Source organism: Streptosporangium sp. NPDC002524 (assembly GCF_040295985.1).
Taxonomy (GTDB): Bacteria; Actinomycetota; Actinomycetes; order Streptosporangiales; family Streptosporangiaceae; genus Streptosporangium.
In genome coordinates this window covers 94,868-115,147 of the sequence record NZ_JBEOWK010000031.1, presented here as the reverse complement: position 1 = coordinate 115,147, position 20,280 = coordinate 94,868, and the positions used below count along the sequence as shown (strand labels likewise).

The window sequence follows — 20,280 nt, the reverse complement described above, 5'->3', positions numbered from 1 at the left end:
AGCAGGAACGCGAGGGCCGCCAGCAGCGGGACGCTCAGCACATCGAGCGCCGCCGCCGCGGCGGGTATGGCGAGCAGCACCGCACGCGCGGCGTCCGTGACCCACATCGTGCGGCGGCGGTCCCAGCGGTCCACCAGCGCACCGCCGAGCACTCCGAACAGCAGCCAGGGCAGCGTCCCGGCGGCCGTGACGATGGCCAGCGCCATCGGATCCCGGGTCAACGTCAATGCCAGCAGCGGCAGCGCGGCACGCGTCACACCGTCACCGAGCGAGGACACCGTCTGCGCGGCCCACAGGCGCCCGAACCCAGCCGGCAGCTTCACCACAACGTTCGTCAGCTTCGGGGTCACTTGGCGTCCCCCTCGACCTGCCGGCGCGGCGCCGGCCGGAACAGCGCGAAGACCAGCGACACGTCGGGAAGCGATGGATCGGACAGCGTCCGGTACTCATCCGCCAGTGCCTGCAGGCGCGCTCCCAGCTCCGTGAACTGCTCCTCGGTGAGTCGCAGATGCGCCATTCGTACGTGCCGCTCATCATCCACCGGCGACGCCTCCAGGTCCGCCACCGCGTTCCGCAGCAGCATGTCCGGCTGCCCTGGCCCTGGATCCGGCAGCTCGATCGACCGCGCGGCCATCGCGTAGTACCGCTCGGTGACCCCTCTCACCTTCCGCGTCCGCACCACCTTCACCAGGCCGGCTCGCTCCAGCAGCCGCACGTGATAGCTGGAACTCCCCTTCGCGAGGCCCACCCGCTGGGCGATCTGCGTGATCGTCGCCGGCTCGAAGCGGAGCATGGCCATGATCCGGTGACGCGTGAGATTGGAGACGGCGCGGAGCTGCTCGTCAGTGGTGACGTGAAACGTCTCAGGGAGATCATCGGTAGGCATGCAGTCAATGGTCAACGATTCTTGACCATTGCGCAAGGGGTTCAGGCCTAGCAATACGGCGCCGATCTAACGGATCCAACCCCGAGCCGTGCTGACGCCCGGCTGTTCGAGGGCTTGCGCGGTGTTCCGTGGAGGGACCCCAGCGGAACACCACCCAGGCCGAATCAAGCCCCAGGTCAGGGTGTTCCGCGCGAGCCCCGGCTGCTCCTTGACGCCACTGGCCGTTCGGTTGCCGCTGGTGGCGGCGCCTGCTCGGCATCCGGCGGCGTGAACGCTGATTGACCTGCTCGCGTAAACCGGACGGGCAGAAGTGATCACCTGTTCACTGCCGCGTCAACGCCCCGTTGACGCGGGCGGTGAGCCGGTCGGCGCGTTGGGCGGCGCCCTGTCGGGTGGTGCCCGGCGCGCGGCCGATCTGGGCCCAGGCCGTGCCGTCGGCGCATAACCCGGCGATCAGCGCGAGTTCGGTGTGGTCGTGGCGGGCGAGCACCGCTTCCAGATCGGTGCGGACCTGGGAGGCGAGGGTGAGGGCGGCGATCCGTACGCCCGGCCCGGCCTCGGGGTCGGTGGCCGCGGCGGCCAGCAGCGCAGGAGCTGGTGCGGTCTGCAGGTGTCGCTGCCAGGCACGTACCTGCTCGGCCGTGCCGAGCCCACCACCGAACCCATCGAACCGGCCGTCACCGTGGTCACCGCGCCGGCTGCCGTGCTGGTTGCGGTGTTGGTGTTCGGGGGTGCTGTGGGGGGTCCCTGGGGTCCTGGCCGAAAATCCAACGGATATGAGTCTGACCTGCGGTGATGCAGTCAGGCGTCTACCTTGCGCTCGGCGAAGTCGGCCCGTGCTTGGGACGCCTCGCGGCCCCGGACCCCACCGCCGGGAGGTACAGCGGTCATCGCGCCTGCCCACAGCACTGCCAAGATCGCGCGGAGCGCTCCTCGGCCGTCCTCACGCTGCCGCCCGTCCCGTGCCGAGCGCTCCCCGCAGAGTTCTCATCCACCTCTGCCGCGGCCGGGTGCGAACTCCTCGGTTTCGCCACAGCCGAGCCAGGTGGAGTCATTTGACTGATGACGTCTCACCGGTGATCCGCGCATGCTGGGGTCCGGTAGGAACGGAACGGTGAGCCCGGGTCGATGTCACATCCGTTGACGCTCAAAGCATGATTGCCGTGTCATGAAGGCGTCGCCAGCACGTCAGGTCCTACTTCCGGAATCACTCGATTCCGGAAGTAGATCAGCCATCGGCTTCCGGAAACGCGCCCGAGGACGTAGCGCAGAACTCGCGAAGAGCTTCCGGAAACACGGTGTTGTGCCTGGTGACACAACAGCTCGCGGTGATCTTGTCAACGGATGTGACACCAGCCCGGGTTGGCCGTTCCGTTCCTACCGAACCCCCATGCTGATGCCCGTTGACGAACGTTCTGACCGCTCACCGCCGGGCGGCATGTCCGGTGCCCCAGTCCCGGTATCGGGCCGGCCACCCCTTCCATGGAGAACCATGAAGACGACCCTCACCTACATCGGAACCGCGACCGTCCTCCTCGAAGCGGGCGGCCTGAACCTGCTGACCGACCCCGCCTTCGACCCCGCCCCCACCGAGTACCCCACAGGGCCCGTCACCCTGCGCAGCCTTCTCGGCCCCGCGGTCGAGCCCGGTGATCTGCCCGTCCTCGACGCGATCCTCCTCAGTCACGACGAGCATCCCGACAACCTCGACGCCGCCGGCCGGGCGCTGCTGGAGGGCCGGACCGTGCTGACGACCGTCAGCGGCGCCAGGCGGCTCGGCGATGGCGCGGTCGGCCTCGCCCCCTGGGAGAGTCACGAACTCACCGGCGAGCACGGGACGCTGCTCGTCACCGCCACCCCGGGACGCCACGCCGGCGACGTCATCGGCTTCCTGCTCCGCGTCCCCGGCGAAGACGAGGCCCTCTACATCTCCGGCGACACCGTCTACTACGACGAGCTCGACGAGATCGGCCGCCGCTATACCGTCGGCGCCGCCGTCCTCCACTTCGGAGCCGCGGTCGTGCCGTACTTCGGCAACGACTACATCACCATGGACGGCGAGCAAGGGGCGCGCCTGACACAGTCACTGGGCGCGGGAACGGTCGTGCCCGTGCACTACGACGCCTGGGAGCACTTCACCCAGGGACGCGACGGCATCACCGACGCCTTCGCGCGGGCCGGCCTGGACGACCGCCTGCACTGGGCGGAACGCGGCCTCGCCACCGTCATCGACACCACGCCCGCGTCCTAGATGGGGTCCCCGTGGTAATCACGGAAAATCCAACGAACTGGTCGGAGACCGGACAGGCCCAAGTTCTGTCCTGTGTGCCACCCGCTAACGGGACTTTTCGTTCGGATGCTCGTCATGCCCCGTCTCGTGATCAGCTCGCATCGGCTCGCTGCCCCCATGCTCAGATCAGCGTGCGGTCTTTGAATCCACGACCGGTTGGCCTCCAGTCCGGCGGGATGCCAAACCGCTCTCGCAACCTGCTCGGTCGGCGGGCGAACCCGCCACCGGCGACCGATCACGTTCGTCCACGCCGTGAAGAACATGCGCCGGAAGATAGGGAAACCGGGGGACGGACTCTCCGTCTCCATCTACGGTCTAGCTCACGTTGATGGACCTCCCCAAGTCCTATGCCGAGACAGCCGAGCACCACGTTTCCGGCGCCAGGCAGGATCACTTCTCCGACGACAAGAAGATGGCCATGGCCATCTGCGCGCAGGCCACCGCCACCTGGCTGTGGCCGCCGCGATCGAGCGCCTGGCCAAGGCTCTCGCCCCTCCTCACCCCGGTGAGGAGGGGGTCAGAGAACAGCGGAACGAAAAGTCCCGTCACAGCTGTCTGCCGAGTTGAGAGGGCAAGCGAGCCAGACCTATCGAGTGGCGGTGCTTGGAGCATCTGAACCGTCACCGACGATGGTGAGTCGCTGGTTCCGGGTTATCGCCAGTGGCGGATTCGGATGAGTTCGGGAGGCGATCTTCCCCGCGGCGTCCCAGCTGGTGTGGTTCAGGCTGTGCCGTGGCTCCTGGCCGCGTTGTGCAGGTGGGTGCGCAGCGTGCCGCGCAGTTGCGCAAGCGGCATGCGTGCACCGAGCCGGTGCAGGAATTCCTGGACGTCCCAGGTGATCAGGGCGCCTTGGCGGGACAAATACAGGCCGACGCGGTCGATGTGGTAGCGGTCGCCGTAGTCGAGCAGCAGGTAGCCAGCGAGTTGATAGATCTCCTCGCGGCCCAGCCGCCGCGGGTCGCGGGTAGCTTTACAGTCCAGCAAAAGGCCGTTGAGGATGTAGTCGGCGTCGGCTCCACCGATGTCGCCGCTTCCGCTAAACAGCGGACCGCACACCCGTGCCGATGACGGCAATGCGCGGAAGGCGGCCAGGGAAGCTTCGGCGAGCTGCATCTGGCGGCCGATGTCGTCCAGGACGTAGGTCGGGACCGCCACGAGGAGGTCGGCCAGCTGGGTGCGAGCGGTGGCGTCGGCGAGCAGGCTGAAGCGGCGCAGATGACCGGTGCGGGCGATGTCTTCGAAGAAGGCGGCGACGAAGCACAACCGCACCACCGTCTCCTCGTCGTAGCGGCCGGGAGCAGCGAGATAGGCGTCCACCGTCGCCAGCAGTTGCTTGCCGGCGGCGTGCAGGGCGCGCCGGACGGGGGCGGCTGGTACCCCGGCGAAGTGATAGGCGCCGTCGAAGGCCTGGACGCCGGAGCTGACGGCGGGGCCGAGGTCACCGCCGAAGGACAGGCGGAGCCGGTAGTCGATGGCGTGCCCCAGAGCCGACCAGTCGGGGTATTGCACATCGATCGGCTGGAGGGGGTGCGGCAACCCGGCCAAGTGCTCAAGGTAGGCGCACTCCAGGTTGCGGCTGCCCGGCAGGTGTTCGGCCATGAACCGCCAGATGGGTGAGGTGCGGTGCTTGAGCTGGCCGGTCAGGCTGAGCTCGATCATCGGCCGTCCCGCGACCATGCCATCGGCGTGCGCGGTGGATTTTTCGTACTCGTCGATCCACGCTACGCCTGCCGGATCCAGCAGGTGGCGGGCGCGGCTGACCGCGACGTAGATCAGGCGGGCCTCGGCCGAGTTCATCTCCCGCTGCAGGCCCTCGTCGTCCACCGGCGGGGCGGTGAACCCCTCTCCGATGCGGATGCTGTCCCATTCACGGCCCTTGGCCTTGTGCGCGGTGGAGACGGTGACCTGAGCTTTCTCCTCGGTGGAGAGACGGTTCACGGCCTGGATGATGTCCTCGGGGCCGTGGGTGTCGACCAGTTTCACGATCGCTTTGAGGTCTTGGCCGGCCTTGTCGTTGTCGACGTAGTCCTGCACCTCGCTCCAGGAGGTGAACAAAAACAGCTCCCGATGGCTCGTGGGCCTGCCGGCTTTCAGTTCCTGGGCGGCCGTGGCGATGCGGTGCAGCGCGTTGCCGCCGCCGCTCAGGGCGACCGGCACGCCGAGGTCAAGGTAGGCCATGACTTCCTGCACGGCGTCGGCGTTGCCCCGGCACAGCACCGCATCGGGACGAGGCGCCGCGCCCACGCGGGAGGTGGCGGGGCCGCAGCCGGTCAGCTGCATGTCGGATTCGGCGTGCCGTAACCAGCGGTTGGCGACCTGGGCGATCTGCGGGCCGAAGCGAAAAGACTGGGTCAGGTGCAGGTGCTCGGCGGGAAACCCGGTCATCACGTCCCGGGCGCTACGCCAGCCATAGATCTGCTGGGCGGGATCGCCGACACAGATCCGCTGTGCGTCCTGGGCCAAGAAGACCTCCTCCAGCACCGGGTTGGTGTCTTGGGCCTCATCCAGCAGGATGAAGTCGGCCTCCAACGCAGGGGCGGTCATCGCCCAGAGCTTCATGTAGTGGTCGTGCTCGAAGCGCAGCCTGCCCTCTGGGGAGCGGATGTCCTGCCAGGCTGTGGCCGCGTACGGCAGCAGCGTGCGGGCGAGGTACTCCTGTTCGGCGGCGTCCAGGCCGTTGACCGTTTCCAGGTGGCGGGCCATCACCTGCTGGTCGGTGCTGTAGCAGAACCCGCGGACCATCCCCATCACCAAGCGGGCCTGGTGGGTGAGGGTGATGCGGTGAGAGCCGATGGGCAGGTCGCGGGTAATGCCGAGGATCCGGGCGGTCTGCTTGGCGGGGATGCGCGCGGAGGCGTTCAGCCGCTGGTGATAGGTGCGCCCAACGGCTCGGAAGGCCAGCGAGTGCGCGGTGCGGCACTGCACGTTCGGACCGAAGCGGCCCTGGGCTTCGGTGACGATCGTCTTGTTGAACGACATGTACAGGCCCCGTTTGCGCGTGGAGGCGCCCATCAGGATCAAGGTGGAGGTCTTGCCCGATCCCGCCCCGGCGACCAGGGCTAGATCGCGGCCGGCGGCGAACACCTCCCGGGCGGCTTGCTGCTCTACGGTCGGCTCGATGGCCATGTACGTCCTCTCTGGGAAATGCGGCTTTATCTACCGCACGACTGAGGCTGACCGGCGTGATGACCGCCTGCCACCGGTTCCCCCGCGTTGCCATGGCCACATCAGGTCATGGCGCGAGTGATCCGGTGGGTGGGTCGCTCGGGTCGTCGGCCCGCCAGTCGCGGCCCGGCCGACCGATCGCGACGGCGACGGCGGCGACCTGGCCGTGGTCGTAGGCAGTGCGTACTCCCGAGATCGACATGCCGGCGGCGGCGGCCAACTCGGCCAGGGTGTAGGGGCGGGGGCGGGTGAACTCACGGCCGTAGGCGACCAGCAGCCGAATCTCCTCTTCGGCCTGCTCCTTGCGGCGTCGGGCCGCGGCGATCGCGCTCAGCAGCGGCTCGGCTTCCTGCGCGTCCCAGCCCATCTCCAATGCGAGGGCAGCTTCCTTGCGTGTGGTGTCGACTTCCCAGCAGGCGTCGTTGTAGATCTCTTCGGGCTCAATCGAGCCGGGTTCGGGCAGCGGGTGCAGGATCGCGGCGATCTCGTCGTACACAGTCATAGTTACATCATGCGCAAGAAATTACGATGAACGCAAGAGTATGCGGTGAGCGTAAAATGCACTCGCCGTAGTAAATCCTGGATTTACTACGGCAAGGCCCGAACGGCTCCCACAATGACAACGAGCAGGACTCCGCTCTCGGCGCGGCCGTCGCAGAGGACATCGAGCGCCGCCACCGGCGAGACCGTCATTGGCATCGGCTGGGATGTCCGGAATCTGCAAGGCACCTCACTCGGCGGCGCTGCGCAAGCTCCGGAGGCGGGCAACCCGGACTAGCTTCATGATCGTGGTAGGGGCGGTGCGCGCCCCTGGCAGGACGGCGCCGGGTTCCGGACGATCGGCGTACGCAGACGAATCGAATCTGCCCTGGGGCTTGACCTTGACGCTGCGTCAGCCCTCCATGCTGGCTGTCATGAGCAGCCCTCCCACAAGCAATCGGGGCCAGCGGCCGGCGATCCACGTGCAGGCCTGGAGAAGTCGTACTAGGAACTGCGTGTGTTGCGCGGCATGGGCTTCGAGATGGCCACTTGCGTGTCTTCTGAACGTCATCGCTGACCTCGGCAGCGATTACCTGTACATCACCTATGACGAGCGCGCCCGCGGCAAGTCGAAGCGCTCGGCGGACTGTTCGTTCGAGGGCGCCGTCCGGGACCTGGCCACCGGCACCAGCCACCGTTCGCGATTCACCTCTGAGAAAGGGAGACCATGACCATCAAGCGATCCCCCTGGACCGGCATGGTCCCCGTAGACGATACGGCCTTAGCCGTCACCGACGGCGCTGGCGATGGTGTCCCCGTGATCTACCTCAACGGCCACGCCGCCGTTCAGTGGCAATGGCGGCGAGTCCTTGCCGAGTTGGGGACGCAGTGGCGGCATATCACCTACGACATGCGGGGGCGTGGTAAGTCGAAGCGTTCGGCGGATTGTTCGTTCGAGACGAACATCCGAGATGTCGATGCTGTCCTCGCAGCCCGGGGTGTGGCCCGGGCGGTGGTGGTGGGCTGGTCCTATGGAGCGTTTGTCGCGGCGCACTGGGCCAGCCGGAATCCGGCCCGTACCGTGGGCGCAGTCTTGGTGGAGGGCGCGCAGCCCTACGACTGGTTCGAGGAGTCCATGGAACCGGGGATGCGCAAGATATGGAAGCGGATCTGGTGGCCCATGCAACTGCTGCGCCCGTTCGGTATGGCTCCACGGATGACCGCCGACCAGCTGGCAGACAGTAACATCGAGGTCGGCAAGATCGCCCGCGAGCGTGACCTGGGCCCCGTGCTGGACAGCATCACCGTCCCGGCGCGCTACGTGGTCGCTTCTGGGGAGTCCTTCGGAAGCCAGGGCGGGCACGAACGGATACGCGCCAGCCTCCCCGCGGTGACCGCCCGCAATCCGAACATCCAAATCAGCGCGAAAGTCGCCAGCAACCACGGTTCGATCCTGCGTAAGGACTATCGCGCCATCGCCGAGGCCGTACGTGAGGTCGCCGCCCTCGACCACGAGGGGAACTGAGGACGCCGCCATCATCGTGCCCACCGCCACCATGCTTGGTGCGTCGGCATCCGCATCGTCGCCTGCGCTTCCACCGTTGCAGGATCTTCCGAGCTGGTGTCGACCGGGTCCGGGCGAGTTCGAGAACAGGATCAGAGCATGCTGACGATTGGTCAACTGGCGGCTTATGCCGGCGTCACGGTGCGGGCGGTGCGGCATTATCACCAGATCGGACTCCTGCCCGAGCCGGAGCGAGATGCCTCGGGTTACCGGCGGTACGGCGCAACGGCGGTCGTGTCCCTCATCAAGCTCCGCACTCTCGCCAGCGTGGGCGTGCCGCTGTCTCAGATCGGTCAGATGCTCGAAGCCGACGCGTCGGCCTTTACCGAAGCGGTCCAAAGGATTGACGGCCACCTGCGCGAGGAGATCGAGCGGCTGGAGGCCAGCCGCAAGCAAATCGCGCAGCTCGCTTCCGGGGACAGTCTGGCGCTCCCGCCGAGCGTGGTCGCTTTTCTCGATCGACTTCGCGAGATCGGGGCGTCGGAGCGGGTGGTGGAGCGTGAGCGGAACGGGTGGATCCTGTTTGCGGCACGCTGGCCCGATCACATCCACGAGGTCATGCCCGGGAAACTCGCGCAGCTTGATGACCCGCAACTCGTCCGCCTCTATCGGATCCTGTCGGAGCTCTTGGAAAGCGGCGCAGACGACGACCCGCGTCTGGGGGAAGCCGCCGACATCCTGGCCAACCTGGCCGAGCAGGCATACACCTCCGGCGAGATGACGCACCACGATCTGGCGTTCGACCTTGTCGACGCTCTTGCCGCCGAGTCCAACCCGCGGATGTCGGACCTGATGCGCGAGCGTGGCTGGGCCGGTTGGACCCGGCCGGAGCGGCTGGCGGAACCGTCCGGCTGAACCAGGCGTCACCGGCGGCAGTGATCGGTGACCGGCCCGACAACGCCACGACATCTTGGGCCGACAGCGCGGCCGGGTGACTCTTCCACGCATCGGCGAACGCGGCGGGGCCTGCGCTGCTCGTCCCTTTGCTCGCCCACTGCCTGGTGGTACGCACCTGCGTGGCTGCCCGCCACATGCGCCCTTCGAGGGCGTCGAGTTGCCGGACAATCTCCTGGACCTTGTTCCCCCGATCACGCTCGTTCGGGGCTCATGACACGTTTCTTACCGGCACCCCTTAACGTGACTGGCCGTTCGGTTGCTGTTCAAGCCCCGTGACCGGCCCGGGTGCCTGCTACAGGTCCGCCCGATCCGTCCCGTTCTGTTTCCTCATCGCCGCGCGAGAGCCATCCCGCTCCCTGGTGCGCCACTTTTCATCCTCGTCGGGCTCATAAATAGGTAGGCAGCCTGTATGTCGATAATGCCGATTGTCGGCATTCCCTCATCTGTCTTCACCACCGTAACGTGACGACACGATTTTTGATCGTGTCTGCGAGACACGTTTTGGTAGAGTGCTCAGGTGACCGACGACACGCCGATCCATTCCGTGGGCGATCCAGGCGATCCCGACTTCGACCCTCGCCCGCCACGGGGGCGCCCGGCCGATCCGGCCGCGGCACCGCTTGACGACCCGCCCGCCGGTGCCGATCGCTCCGGCAGCGACCCGGTGCACCCGGGGAACCTGGAGGAACCAGAGGAACAGGGGCACCCGGGAAACGCGGTGGCTGGATCGCTCCCGGCCCTCGACGCGGCGGCCCCGCATGGCCGATGTGCCTGGGACGGTCAGCCGCTGCCGCGCTCCACCGGCCGCCGGCCTCGTCAGTACTGCAGCGACGCCTGTAAAACCGCCGCCTCCCGCGCTCGCCGTAAAGAACAGCTCGCCGTGGTGACCAGCGCGGTGACCGAGTCCGGCACGGTCCTGGCCGAAGCGCGCCCGCTACAGGAGGCGCTGCGCACGCTCGTCGACCGCTTCGCCGAGAAGATCGACCTGGCCGAGGCCGGCGCGCTGGCCCGGATCGGTGCCGCAGAGGCCGAGGCCGCCGAGGACCGCGCGGACGCCGTGATCGCCCGCGAGCAGGCCGCGGCCGCCGACCGCGGCCGCATCGCCGCCGAGCGGCGGGCGCGCGAGGCCGAGCGGGCCGAGCAGCTGGCCAAGGAACGTGAGGACAACGCCCGCGCCGACCTGGAACGCGTCGGGGAGAAGACCCGCGCCGAAGTGCTCGAACTCGGTGAGAAGCTCGGTGACGCCAAAAAAGCCACCGAGCTCGCCGAAGCCGTGAGCGCCGACCAGGCCAACCAGCTCCGCGCACTGCGCACCGAGAACCAGCGGCTGCGAGCCGCCCGTACGGCGCTGGAGGAGGAACTCGCCGAGCGTGGCCGCCACCTGCAGGCCACCCAGGACACCAACGCCCAGCTACGGATCCAGCTGAGCGAACACGGTGACCGGGCCGCGGCCCTGGCCGCGCAACTGGCCACCGCCACCGCCGAGACCACTGCGGCGCGCGAGGAGACCCTGGCCACCCGCGCCGATCTCGAACGGGTACGCGGGCGCCACGACGAGCAGACCCAGCGCCTGCGCGCCGAGCTGGAGGCCGCCCGGCAGCAGGGCGAGGCCCGCGCCACCGACCTGGTCCGGGTGCGGACACTGCACGAGGCCGCCCAGGACCTGCTCGCCGAGCTGCGCGGCCAGCGAGAAGACCTCAGGGCCCGCCATGATGCCCTGCACGCCGAGGTGGGGAAACTACGAGCCGAGATCGAACGGCTGCGGGCGCACCCCGCCGCCCCCGCTGCCCCCGGCGCTGCGGCTGCCCTTGGCACCGCGGAGCCCGAAGGGGACCGATGAAACCGTCACCGGCGGGTTGGGGCCCGGCGCCCCCGGGTCAGTCAACCGTGATGACGAGCTTTCCCGGCGCGTTGCCCGCCGCCAGGTCGCCCACCGCGGTGGGGGCCTGCGCCAGGGAGTACGTGCGCCCGACGGCCGGTCGCACGGCCCCGGCCTCGATGAGGTCGCGTAGCGCGTCCAGGTCGGCGGTGCGGGTCAGCACGATCGGCGCCTCCAGGCGCTGGCGCGTGAACAGGTTGAGCAGCCGGACGGTCAGCATCCGGCTGACCCCGCCGAACCACCGGCCGCCGCCCTCGCCGCCGACGATGACGAGCCGGCCGCGCTCGGTGAGCAGCCCGCGCAGCAGGGGCAGCGGCCGGATGCCCGCGATGTCGATGATCAGGTCGTACGTCCCGGTGAGCGGCTCGCGCGTGTAGTCGATGACGGCCTGGGCGCCCAGGGACCGGACGAGGTCGGCCTTGGCCGTGCTGCACACGGCGGTGACGTGGGCGCCGCCGGTGGCCGCGAGCTGCGTCGCGAAGCTGCCCACTCCGCCGCCGGCGCCGATGACCAGCACCTTCTCGCCTGCGGTGACCCGGCCGACGACCCGCAGCGCGGTCACCCCCGACACCGGTACGGCCGCCGCCTCGGTGAGGCTCAGGTTGGCGGGCTTGCGGGCGAGCTTGCCCGGGCGGGCGAGCGCGAACTGCGCGTACGTGCCGGTCGCCGCGCCGTACACCTCGTCGCCGGGGCGGAACGCGGTCACCTTGGCGCCGACGGACTCCACGACGCCGGCCACGTCCATGCCCGGCACGCGGTTGCGGGGCCGGCGCAGGCCGAAGCCGAGGCGGCTGACGAGCGGCAGCCCGGCCATGATGTGCCACACGCCGTAGTCGACGCCGGCCGCGTGCACCCGGATCAGCACCTCGCCGGCGCCGGGCGCCGGGGTCGGGACCTCGCCGAGGCTCAGCGTGTGCGGCGGGCCGTACTCGTCCTGGACGATCGCCCTCATGGGGGGTCTCCTTCGGTGTCGGGGTACTGGAAGACGTCGTCGAGCCCGACCCGGAACACCCGGGCGATGCGGAACGCCATCTCCAGCGAGGGGGAGTAGCGACCCTGTTCGATCGCGATGATGGTCTGGCGGGTGACGCCGACCCGGTCGGCCAGCTCGGCCTGGGTCATCTCCTCGTGCGCGAACCGCAGGGCCCGGATCGCGTTGGTGACCCGCGTCGGCTTCACCACGTCTGGAAGCCGCCCTTGCGGTAGGCCGCGATCTTGGCGAGCGAGCTGAGCACCGAGGACAGCACGAACGCCAGGTAGATGGCGTTGGCGATCCAGAAGTGGCGCATCTCGGCCATGGCCATGATCAGTGCGGCGAGCGCGCCGATGACGACGATCGACTGCCCGATGCGCTCGCTGACCTGGTTGATCTCACGGTCGCGCTCGTCGGTGCGGTCGGCGCCGTGGCCACCCGCGATGGCCATCGCGATGTGGGCCACGATCGCGGCGACGACGGCGCCGCCGATGATCCACAGCAGCGGCCCCACGTAGGCGACGTCGGCGAGCGGGCCACCACCGGCCCGGCCCAGGACGACCGCCACGTAGATCGCGTACCCGCCGACGGAGGCCACGATCATCACCCAGGCACGTTTTTCCTCAAGGGTCATGCCCGCTCCTCATGTGAATGTAAAACAAAGCTAACATCAATCAATGTAAAGCGTACCGGACATGGTGTCAAAGTTTATTTACACGTACGACCGGCGAGGCCATGGCGTCCGGCGCGGTGCCGCCGTGCGACGTCCACGTTCCGCTGAACGTGCACGGCCGGACGGTGCAGGTCGTACCGGCACCGCTCCCGGAAGTGCTCACGGCAGGCCGGGCCCCGGCGGGCCGGGGCGCAGGGTGGAAGCGGGCGGTGCGGAAGCCGCAGAGGGGTGCCGCGCGGCCGGGTGTTTCAGCGAGCGACCACCTGTGCGACGCCCCCGGGGCGGATGTGGAAACCTGTCGTCGGAAAGGAGCCCCGCCATGACCACCCCGCAGGCCTTCCCCCTGGAGCCCACCCCGATCCATGTGCCCGGCAAGGTCCTCGACGACCTGCGCGCCCGTCTCACCCTGACCCGGCCGCCGCTGGACGAGGGGAACGAGGACTGGTCCTACGGCGTCCCGGACGGCTACCTGCGTGAGCTGGTCGCCTACTGGCGGGACGGCTACGACTGGCGCGCGGCCGAGACCGCCATCAACGCCTACGAGCACTACCGGGTGAGCGTCGCCGGTGTCCCGGTGCACTTCATGCGCAAGCCCGGCCGCGGCCCCCGCCCGATCCCGCTGATCCTCACCCACGGCTGGCCGTGGACGTTCTGGCACTGGTCGAAGGTGATCGACCCGCTCGCCGACCCGGCCGCGTCCGGCGGTGACCCCGCCGACGCGTTCGACGTCATCGTGCCCTCCCTGCCCGGCTTCGGCTTCCCCGGGCCGCTCACCGGCTTTCCGGACGTCAACTTCTGGAAGGTCGCCGACCTCTGGCACACCCTGATGACCGAGACCCTGGGATACGAGAAGTACGCCGCCGGGGGCTGCGACATCGGCGGGATCGTCTCCAGCCAGCTCGGCCACAAGTACGCCGACGCGCTGTACGGCATCCACATCGGCTCCGGGCTGCCGCTCGACTTCTTCACCGGCCACCGCGCCTGGGACTTCGCCCGCAACCGGCCCCTCACCGACGACCAGCCCGCCGGTGTCCGCGCCCGGATCGTCGAGCTGGACCACCGCTGGGCGCCCCACCTCGCCGTGCACATGCTCGACGGCGCCACCCTGGCCCACGGGCTGAGCGACTCACCCGCCGGGCTGCTCGCCTGGCTGCTGGAGCGCTGGAACGCCTGGAGCGACAACGGCGGCGACGTCGAGTCCGTCTTCACCAGGGACGACCTGCTCACCCACGCCACGATCTACTGGGTGAACAACTCCATCGCCACGTCGATGCGCTACTACGCCAACGCCAACCGCTACCCCTGGACCCCCTCCCACGACCGCACCCCGGTCGTGCGGGCCCCGGTCGGCCTCACCTTCGTCACGTACGAGAACCCGCCCGGCGTCCACACCGCCGACGAGCGCGTCCGGGCGTTCGAGACCGGCCCGCAGGCCGGTTGGTTCAACCACGTCAACGTCAACGCCCACGACCAGGGCGGCCACTTCATCCCCTGGGAGAACCCCGACGCCTGGGTGAGCGACCTGCGCCGCACCTTCCGCGGCCGCAGACCCTGAACGACGGCCCCGCCCTCGCCGTTCCCGCAAATGGGACCGATCCCCGAGGGTGAACCTGTGACCCGGGTGCCGAACGCAAGCTCAGGCATGCGTGTGGCACCGAAATCCAGCCGATCCTCCTCTGGAGACTCTGGAGACCGTCCTGTGGGAGGCGCTCAGCGGGCCCGCAGTCCGTTCAGTACGACGTCGAGATAGTGGCGGCCGGCTGCGGCTTGCTCCTGCGGATCGGCGGCTGGGTGCATCCTGGCCGAGAAGGCGATTCCGCAGATCAACGGTGTCATGTCGGCGAGCGTGATGCCGGGCGCCAGCTGCCCCGCGGCCCCGGCCCGTTCGAACAGTCGGGTGAACAGCGAGGACAACCGGTCGAGCAGATGCGCTGTGCCGGGCAGGGCGGCCGTGGGCGCGGACAGTACGGGGGACAGGGCGGCGTCACTCAGTTGCGCGTCCACGATCATGGCCAGGAAATCGCGAAAGGCCGTCCAGGGGTCGTCCCGCTCCACGGCCTGTTCGGCGGCCTGGATCAGCGCCTCCAGTCCGTCCACCGCCACCGCCTCGATCAACGCCTGGGGCGTTGGGAAGTGCCGGTACACCGTGGCGACGCCAACGCCGGCCGTGCGGGCCACCTCGTTCAGCTGAATCGGGGTGCCGTCCGCGACCAGCTTCCGTCCGATCTCGATGATTCGCTGACGGTTGCGTGCTGCGTCCTTACGGAGCGGTGGGGCGGTCACTTCTCCAGCATAAACGGATAGCGGCTCCACTTACCCCGCCCAGGCTCGGAGTCTCCGGGTGGGTCGGCTCGGACATTAAAGCGGATGACTCATCCGTTTAGTGCTAAGGTGAGGCAAACGGATGAGTCATCCGTTTCACTGTCCGTTCGGTTCTGGAGAGAACATGCAGATTCTCATCACCGGGGGCACCGGCTACTTGGGCTCGGTGCTCGTCGAACACTTCCTCGCGGCAGGCCACGAAGTGGTGGCGCTGACCCGGTCCCCGGAATCAGCGGCGAAAGCGACCCAGGCGGGCGCGCGTCCTCTGCCCGGCAGCCTGACCGACACCGCGCTCCTGGAAAGGGCCGCGACACAAGCCGACGCCGTGGTGCACACCGCGGTCGACTACGCCGGCGGCGATGACGCGGTCACGGCGGAAGCCGCTGCCGTGGAGGCGCTGACCCGCGGGGCGGGAAAGGCGGGTACCGGCAAACCGTTCGTCTACACCAGCACGAACCTGGTCTACGGGCTCGACCCCGCCCATTCCCGCGACGAAGACGCGGAACTGCCGGAGCCGGGCCTGCTGCCGTCCAAGCTCGTCGGCGAGCGCCTGGTACGCGAGGCGGCGGGCCTGAACGGCATCGTCATCCGCGCGAGCCTGGTCTACGGCCGAGGCGGCACCCTGCTGCTGACCGGTCTGATCGGCGCCGCGACCCGCTCGGGCGCCGCCACCTACATCGGCTCCGGCGACAACGAGTGGACCACGGTGCACGCGGACGATCTCGCCCGCCTGTACCTGAGGGCCCTGGAGCATCCGGTGGCGGGCGTCTACAACGCGTCCGGGCCGCAGCGGTTCACCTTCCGCGAACTCGCCGAGGCGATCGCGGATCTGACCGGGACCACCGCGACCTCGATCACCGCCGAACAGGCCGAGAGCGCCATGGGGCCGATGGCCGCGCTGCTTCGGTCCTCGGCGCGCACATCCTCCCGGAAGGCGCGCGAGACGTTCGGGTGGAGTACGAGCGGTCCCGCCCTGCTGGACGACGTGCGCTCCGGCTCCTACCGGGTTGTGAACCCGTGAGCCCCAGCCTGGCCAGCCGCGCCGTTGTCGGTCTGCTGCGGGTGGCAGGAGTGAAGAAGCGCCAGTTCGAGCCCAGCCGTTTCCTCACCGAAGTGGCCAACCCGTCCCCGCCGCGCCTGCCGGGTGTCACGGTCCGGCGGGAGGAGGCCGAAGGCTGGCCGGTCTATCGGCTGACGCCCGTCGATCCGGTGAAGCACTACGCCCTCTACATCCACGGCGGCGCCTGGGCCGCCCCCATCACCGGGCAGCACTGGCGCCTGGCCGCCCGGATCGCCGTCGAATCCGGCCGCGAAGTCGTCCTGCCCCTCTACCCGCGCCTGCCCGCCGCCACCCACGCCGACGTCCTCCCGGTCATGCCGGGCCTGTTTCAGCACGTCCGGGAACAGGGACCGACCGCTCTGATCGGCGATTCGGCGGGCGCGAACATCGCTTTGTCCGTGCTCCAGGCCCTCACCCCGCAGGGTGAGCGCCCGGATGTCACCGTTCTCATCTCACCCGCCCTCGACCTGACCTTCACCAATCCGAAGATCGCCGACATCGCGCCACACGACCCGTTGCTGAATCTCGAGCACATCCGAGTTCTCGCGATCCGCTGGGCAGTCCCAGGCGACCCTTCGGACCCTCGGGTCAGTCCTCTGAACGGTCACCTGGACCACCTCGGACTCGTCCACGTGTACGCCGGGACCCGCGACGTCCTCTTCCCCGACGCCGTCCTGCTCCGGGACCGGAGCGAGAACATGGCCGGGACCGAGCTTCACCTGCACATCGGCGAGGGAATGATCCATGACTGGCCGATCATGCCGACCCCGGAGGGCCGCCGGGCGGCCGGAGACGTCATCGCCCTCCTGTCATCGTCCGGTAACGCCTGACCGGCTCCGCCCGCCATCCGTATCCGGGACCTCGGCGGTGCCTCACGCCGGTTCGACGGGCAGCCACAGCTCGCAGGTCGCGGTGCTGAAGTCGTCCGCGCGTTCGAGGACCGCGACGATCGAGGGGCCCGGCCGCAGACGCCACGGGTTGGAGGGGAACCACTCGGTCGCGGTCGCGGCCCAGACCGTCTGCAGGGCCTGCGGATGCGGTCCGGCGGTGCGGAAGACCGCCCATTTGCCGGCCGGCACCTCGATGGCGTCGAGGTCGCCGGGGGCCGGGGTGTCCCCGGAGACGGCGACCCCGTGCAGGTAGGTCAGCTCGCTCCCCTCCGTGCCGTCGGGGTCGAGGTCGTCGCAGACCTGCAGCAGGCCCGCCGGTTCGGTGTCGCTCATCTCCTTCAGCCGCAGGTGCTCCTCCTGCGGCAGCGCGGTGATGTGCCGCTGGATGTGCGGGTTGACGCCCTGGTGGACGAGCGGAACGCGGGCCGCGTGTCCGACCAGCCGGAACGTGGGGCGGTCGACGAGGCGGGTGTCCATGGGGATGCTCCCTTCGACGGTCAGGCGGAACCTGAGCCGTGGTTGTGTGCGCAGGGGGCCTCCGTCGCGGCGCACGTCACCGGGGCCGGAGCCGTGGACCGCGCGGAACGCGCGTCCGAACGCCTCGGTCGAGCCGTACCCGTACCGGACGGCGACGCTCAGCAGATCGTCCTCACCCCGGACGACGTCGGCGGCGGCGACGGTCATGCGGCGGCGGCGCACGTACTCCGACAACGGCATGCCGGCCAGCGACGAGAACATCCGGCGCAGGTGGTACTCGGTCGTGCCGAGTTCCCTGGCCAGGCCGTGGATGTCGAACCCCTCGGCGAGGTGCTCCTCCACGAGGACGACGAGCCGGTTGAGCGCCGAGATCACGGGGCCCCCTTTCGAAGTCAACTTTGCCGGAAGAACCCCGGCCGTACCCGACCGCCGCGATCCGATCCGATCAGGCGGCCGGACGGACGCGGGGGACGCCCGGACGGACGCGGAGAGCGCCCGGACGGACGCGCCCCCATGCCGCCCCCTCCGGCCACGGCCTCGGACGCCCGTCGCGCGTTCGGTGCCCGGGGCGAGGAGCGGGTGGGCTCAGATCAAACCCGCCGATCTCCAGATGCGTACGAGCACGTCGAGCTGCGCCGGGTTGTAGAGATCGAGCAGCGCTTCGACGACGGTGGCGGCCCCCGCCTTCTGGCCGGATGTCGCCTGCTCGACGATCGGTGGCGGCGCCGGGTGCTTCTCGACCAGCGCGCGCGTCCGCGGGGCGATGCGCCGCGCGAGCCGTTCGCGGGTCTCCTCGTCGGCGTCGGGCGGGAGCGTGTCGAACTCGTCGGTCGCCTCGTCCGGCTCGTAGTCCCGCAGGAGGGCCTGCCAGTGCTGTGAGCCGCCGTCGTCGATCACGTGGGAGATCACGGCGAACAGCGACCGGTCGGCGGGGGAGAGCCGGGCGTCGGTCGCCGGGACCGACATGTCGAAGGGGAGATCGGTCGGCACGGGGTGGCGCCGCAGCTTGGCGATCTCCTGCCTCGCCTCCTCCAGCCGGGTGATCGTGGCGGCGAGTTCGGCGTCCACCGCGTGCAGGGCGGCTTCGAGATGCTCCGACTCGTCGTCCATCGCCGTGATCGTCGCGAGGGTGAAGCCGAGCCCGGTGAGGCGGCGGATCTGCAGGAGCCGCACCAGATGCTCGGTGCGGTAGACCTTGTAGCCGTTCGACAGCCGTTCCGGCTCGTCCAGCAGGCCGATCTCGTGATAGTGCCGCACGGTTCGCAGGGTCGTCCCGGCGAGTCGCGCGATATCCCGCGTGCTCCAGCCCATCCGGCCCCCCTTTCCGCGGCTCGCGACCGTCCGATTTGAGTATGCCGTAACGGCACGGTGTCTCCTGACCTCCTGGAAGGCGGCCGCGTACGGCGGCGCCGGGACGAGAAGCAGGGAACAGGGAACTGGGATGGAAACGACTTCAAGGCCCGGGCGGGGCCGGGGGCGGGCTCTCTGGCCGGTGACGGCGGGTGCCGCGTGGCTGGCGTCCGTGGCGTGGGTGGCCGGCCAGATCGGGGTGGACGGGGTGGCCGCCGGCCTCCTGCTGTCCGTACCCGTCACCCTCCTGGTCGCGGGGGCGTTCCTGTGGCTGGACCGCTGGGAGCGCGAGCGTCCGCGCCGTCTCGCCTCGGCGTTCGCGTGGGGCGCGTCGTTCGCGGCCTTCTGCTCGATCTGGTCGCAGGCGGGGCTCCAGGCGCTCGTCGACACCGCCGTGGGCACCGGCTTCGGCGCGTGGTTCCGCCCGCTCGTGATCACCCCCGTCACCGAGGAGGTCTTCAAGGGCCTGTTCCTGGTGTGGCTGCTGATCTACCGTCGCGGGCGGATCACCGGCTTGCTCGACGGCATCGTCTACGCGGGGCTCGCCGGCGCCGGATTCTCCTTCACGGAGAACATCCTCTACCTCGGCCGTGCCGTCACCACCTTCGCCGCCTCGGACACGTCCGACGTGAACGCGGTCGCCCTGCTCGGCGCCGGCCTCTTCCTGCGCGTGGTGATGGTGCCGTTCTTCCACCCGCTCATGGTCGCCGTGTCCGGGCTCGGCGTCGCCGCCGCCGCGGGCAGGCGCGGCGGGGCCGCTCGCGCGGGGTTCACTCTCGCGGGCCTGCTCGTCGCGATCACGCTGCACGGGGTGTGGGACTGGGCGGGGCTCGCCGGAAGCGATCCGCTCCTGATCTACAAGCTCTACGGAGCCGTGATGGTGCCGGTGTTCCTGGTGATGCTGGTCGTGGCGCTCGTACTGCGCAACCGCGAGGGGAAGATGATCGCCGCGGCCCTGCCGGCTCTCGCGCGCGATGGGCACATCGCCCCCGAGGAGGTGGCGGCACTCGCGGACCTCGGGGAACGCCGTCGCCGGCGGCGGGAGGCGCGTCGCCGCTCAGGCCGGGCCGCCGCTCGCGCCACCGGCCGCTACCAGGCCGAGGCGAGCGCGCTCGCCATCCGGACGACACGCGCGCGGACCGCCGGTGACCGGGACGGGCTCGACGAGCAGGCGCGGGCGACGGCCGCCGCCAGGGCGGCCATGCTCGACGCGCTCGCGGGGTCCGCCCGGTGAACGGCCCTGCCTGGTGAACGGATCCACCCGGTGAGCGCCCCACCCGGTGAACGGCCCTGCCTGGTGAGCGGCCCGCCCGGTGAACGGCTCCGCCTCCTTTCCGGTGGCGCTTTCCGGTGGCGGGAGTCCGGCCTCGCCGC

Annotated in this window: 20 protein-coding genes; 9 read left to right on the top strand and 11 right to left on the bottom strand. The window is 69.6% G+C overall.

The annotated features are described in order from the left end of the window. The 3 genes from ABT053_RS37465 to ABT053_RS37455 form a co-directional block, all read right to left on the bottom strand. Positions 1 to 350 (bottom strand): MFS transporter (locus ABT053_RS37465; protein ID WP_350975818.1); only part of this gene is annotated, 350 nt, incomplete at its 3' end. Continuing rightward, entirely contained in the window at positions 347 to 886 is a 540-nt protein-coding gene (locus ABT053_RS37460) for a helix-turn-helix domain-containing protein (RefSeq protein ID WP_350975817.1), read from the bottom strand. The genes ABT053_RS37465 and ABT053_RS37460, both read right to left, overlap by 4 nt. Positions 887 to 1,208: 322 nt before the next feature. Further along, positions 1,209 to 1,376: a hypothetical protein gene (locus ABT053_RS37455; protein ID WP_350975816.1), complete on the bottom strand. Its 168-nt coding sequence runs from the start codon at positions 1,374 to 1,376 to the stop codon at positions 1,209 to 1,211. Here ABT053_RS37455 and ABT053_RS37450 point away from each other — a divergent pair. Then, entirely contained in the window at positions 1,362 to 1,682 is a 321-nt protein-coding gene (locus ABT053_RS37450; RefSeq protein WP_350975815.1) for a hypothetical protein, read from the top strand. The genes ABT053_RS37455 and ABT053_RS37450 overlap by 15 nt on opposite strands. A 696-nt stretch (positions 1,683 to 2,378) precedes the next feature. Beyond that, positions 2,379 to 3,137: an MBL fold metallo-hydrolase gene (locus ABT053_RS37445; protein ID WP_350975813.1), complete on the top strand. Its 759-nt coding sequence runs from the start codon at positions 2,379 to 2,381 to the stop codon at positions 3,135 to 3,137. A 759-nt stretch (positions 3,138 to 3,896) separates the two neighbouring features. Here the strand turns inward: ABT053_RS37445 and ABT053_RS37440 are convergent. Next, positions 3,897 to 6,302, bottom strand: a complete 2,406-nt coding sequence (locus ABT053_RS37440) for a UvrD-helicase domain-containing protein (protein ID WP_350975812.1) — start codon at positions 6,300 to 6,302, stop codon at positions 3,897 to 3,899. A 106-nt stretch (positions 6,303 to 6,408) separates the two neighbouring features. Further along, positions 6,409 to 6,843, bottom strand: a complete 435-nt coding sequence (locus ABT053_RS37435) for a hypothetical protein (RefSeq protein ID WP_350975811.1) — start codon at positions 6,841 to 6,843, stop codon at positions 6,409 to 6,411. A gap of 705 nt (positions 6,844 to 7,548) precedes the next feature. Between ABT053_RS37435 and ABT053_RS37430 the strand changes: the two genes are divergently transcribed. The 3 genes from ABT053_RS37430 to ABT053_RS37420 all read left to right on the top strand — a co-directional run bounded on the left by ABT053_RS37430 (position 7,549) and on the right by ABT053_RS37420 (position 11,122). After that, positions 7,549 to 8,346 carry an alpha/beta fold hydrolase gene (locus ABT053_RS37430; protein ID WP_350975810.1) on the top strand — a complete coding sequence of 266 codons (798 nt, stop codon included), beginning with the start codon at positions 7,549 to 7,551 and terminating at the stop codon, positions 8,344 to 8,346. Between the two features lie 138 nt (positions 8,347 to 8,484). Further along, a complete protein-coding gene (locus ABT053_RS37425; protein ID WP_350975809.1) occupies positions 8,485 to 9,240 on the top strand; it encodes a MerR family transcriptional regulator in 756 nt (251 codons plus the stop codon). 922 nt (positions 9,241 to 10,162) lie between these two features. Next, a complete protein-coding gene (locus tag ABT053_RS37420) occupies positions 10,163 to 11,122 on the top strand; it encodes a coiled-coil domain-containing protein (RefSeq protein ID WP_350975808.1) in 960 nt (319 codons plus the stop codon). A 37-nt stretch (positions 11,123 to 11,159) separates the two neighbouring features. On the opposite strand, the gene ABT053_RS37415 is transcribed toward ABT053_RS37420, so the two are convergent. Genes ABT053_RS37415 through ABT053_RS37405 form a run of 3 tightly spaced genes read right to left on the bottom strand, consistent with a single transcriptional unit; the run spans position 11,160 to position 12,768 of the window. Beyond that, on the bottom strand, positions 11,160 to 12,113 hold the full coding sequence (locus tag ABT053_RS37415) for an NAD(P)-dependent alcohol dehydrogenase (protein ID WP_350975806.1): 954 nt from the start codon (positions 12,111 to 12,113) through the stop codon (positions 11,160 to 11,162). After that, a complete protein-coding gene (locus ABT053_RS37410) occupies positions 12,110 to 12,343 on the bottom strand; it encodes a helix-turn-helix transcriptional regulator (protein WP_502991963.1) in 234 nt (77 codons plus the stop codon). The genes ABT053_RS37415 and ABT053_RS37410 overlap by 4 nt, the downstream gene beginning before the upstream one ends. Beyond that, positions 12,337 to 12,768 (bottom strand): hypothetical protein, encoded by a 432-nt coding sequence (locus ABT053_RS37405; protein ID WP_350975805.1) that lies wholly within the window; start codon positions 12,766 to 12,768, stop codon positions 12,337 to 12,339. Before ABT053_RS37405 ends, ABT053_RS37410 begins: the two co-directional genes overlap by 7 nt. A 358-nt stretch (positions 12,769 to 13,126) precedes the next feature. On the opposite strand from ABT053_RS37405, the gene ABT053_RS37400 reads away from it, so the two are divergent. Continuing rightward, positions 13,127 to 14,362: an epoxide hydrolase family protein gene (locus ABT053_RS37400; RefSeq protein ID WP_350975803.1), complete on the top strand. Its 1,236-nt coding sequence runs from the start codon at positions 13,127 to 13,129 to the stop codon at positions 14,360 to 14,362. Positions 14,363 to 14,517: 155 nt separating this feature from the next. On the opposite strand, the gene ABT053_RS37395 is transcribed toward ABT053_RS37400, so the two are convergent. Beyond that, positions 14,518 to 15,090 (bottom strand): TetR/AcrR family transcriptional regulator, encoded by a 573-nt coding sequence (locus ABT053_RS37395; RefSeq protein WP_350975801.1) that lies wholly within the window; start codon positions 15,088 to 15,090, stop codon positions 14,518 to 14,520. Between the two features lie 163 nt (positions 15,091 to 15,253). On the opposite strand from ABT053_RS37395, the gene ABT053_RS37390 reads away from it, so the two are divergent. Next, positions 15,254 to 16,150: an NAD-dependent epimerase/dehydratase family protein gene (locus ABT053_RS37390; protein WP_350975799.1), complete on the top strand. Its 897-nt coding sequence runs from the start codon at positions 15,254 to 15,256 to the stop codon at positions 16,148 to 16,150. After that, the gene (locus tag ABT053_RS37385) at positions 16,147 to 17,019 is read left to right on the top strand and encodes an alpha/beta hydrolase fold domain-containing protein (protein WP_350975797.1); all 873 of its coding nucleotides are present in this window, start codon (positions 16,147 to 16,149) and stop codon (positions 17,017 to 17,019) included. The genes ABT053_RS37390 and ABT053_RS37385 overlap by 4 nt, the downstream gene beginning before the upstream one ends. Positions 17,020 to 17,061: 42 nt before the next feature. Here the strand turns inward: ABT053_RS37385 and ABT053_RS37380 are convergent, their stop codons facing one another. Beyond that, a complete protein-coding gene (locus tag ABT053_RS37380) occupies positions 17,062 to 17,931 on the bottom strand; it encodes an AraC family transcriptional regulator (protein ID WP_350975796.1) in 870 nt (289 codons plus the stop codon). A gap of 210 nt (positions 17,932 to 18,141) precedes the next feature. Then, positions 18,142 to 18,867 (bottom strand): helix-turn-helix domain-containing protein, encoded by a 726-nt coding sequence (locus tag ABT053_RS37375; protein WP_350975795.1) that lies wholly within the window; start codon positions 18,865 to 18,867, stop codon positions 18,142 to 18,144. 130 nt (positions 18,868 to 18,997) lie between these two features. Here ABT053_RS37375 and ABT053_RS37370 point away from each other — a divergent pair, with 130 nt between their 5' ends. Beyond that, on the top strand, positions 18,998 to 20,140 hold the full coding sequence (locus tag ABT053_RS37370; RefSeq protein WP_350975793.1) for a PrsW family intramembrane metalloprotease: 1,143 nt from the start codon (positions 18,998 to 19,000) through the stop codon (positions 20,138 to 20,140). The last annotated feature ends 140 nt before the right edge of the window (positions 20,141 to 20,280 follow it).

Bases quoted from the DNA above. Each gene is read 5' to 3' on its own strand.
- ABT053_RS37370 (WP_350975793.1), top strand. From the start codon at position 18,998: ATGGAAACGACTTCAAGGCCCGGGCGGGGCCGGGGGCGGGCTCTCTGG.
- ABT053_RS37375 (WP_350975795.1), bottom strand. From the start codon at position 18,867: ATGGGCTGGAGCACGCGGGATATCGCGCGACTCGCCGGGACGACCCTG.
- ABT053_RS37415 (WP_350975806.1), bottom strand. From the start codon at position 12,113: ATGAGGGCGATCGTCCAGGACGAGTACGGCCCGCCGCACACGCTGAGC.
- ABT053_RS37440 (WP_350975812.1), bottom strand. From the start codon at position 6,302: ATGGCCATCGAGCCGACCGTAGAGCAGCAAGCCGCCCGGGAGGTGTTC.
- ABT053_RS37430 (WP_350975810.1), top strand. From the start codon at position 7,549: ATGACCATCAAGCGATCCCCCTGGACCGGCATGGTCCCCGTAGACGAT.
- ABT053_RS37400 (WP_350975803.1), top strand. From the start codon at position 13,127: ATGACCACCCCGCAGGCCTTCCCCCTGGAGCCCACCCCGATCCATGTG.
- ABT053_RS37405 (WP_350975805.1), bottom strand. From the start codon at position 12,768: ATGACCCTTGAGGAAAAACGTGCCTGGGTGATGATCGTGGCCTCCGTC.
- ABT053_RS37460 (WP_350975817.1), bottom strand. From the start codon at position 886: ATGCCTACCGATGATCTCCCTGAGACGTTTCACGTCACCACTGACGAG.
- ABT053_RS37425 (WP_350975809.1), top strand. From the start codon at position 8,485: ATGCTGACGATTGGTCAACTGGCGGCTTATGCCGGCGTCACGGTGCGG.
- ABT053_RS37390 (WP_350975799.1), top strand. From the start codon at position 15,254: ATGCAGATTCTCATCACCGGGGGCACCGGCTACTTGGGCTCGGTGCTC.
- ABT053_RS37445 (WP_350975813.1), top strand. From the start codon at position 2,379: ATGAAGACGACCCTCACCTACATCGGAACCGCGACCGTCCTCCTCGAA.
- ABT053_RS37435 (WP_350975811.1), bottom strand. From the start codon at position 6,843: ATGACTGTGTACGACGAGATCGCCGCGATCCTGCACCCGCTGCCCGAA.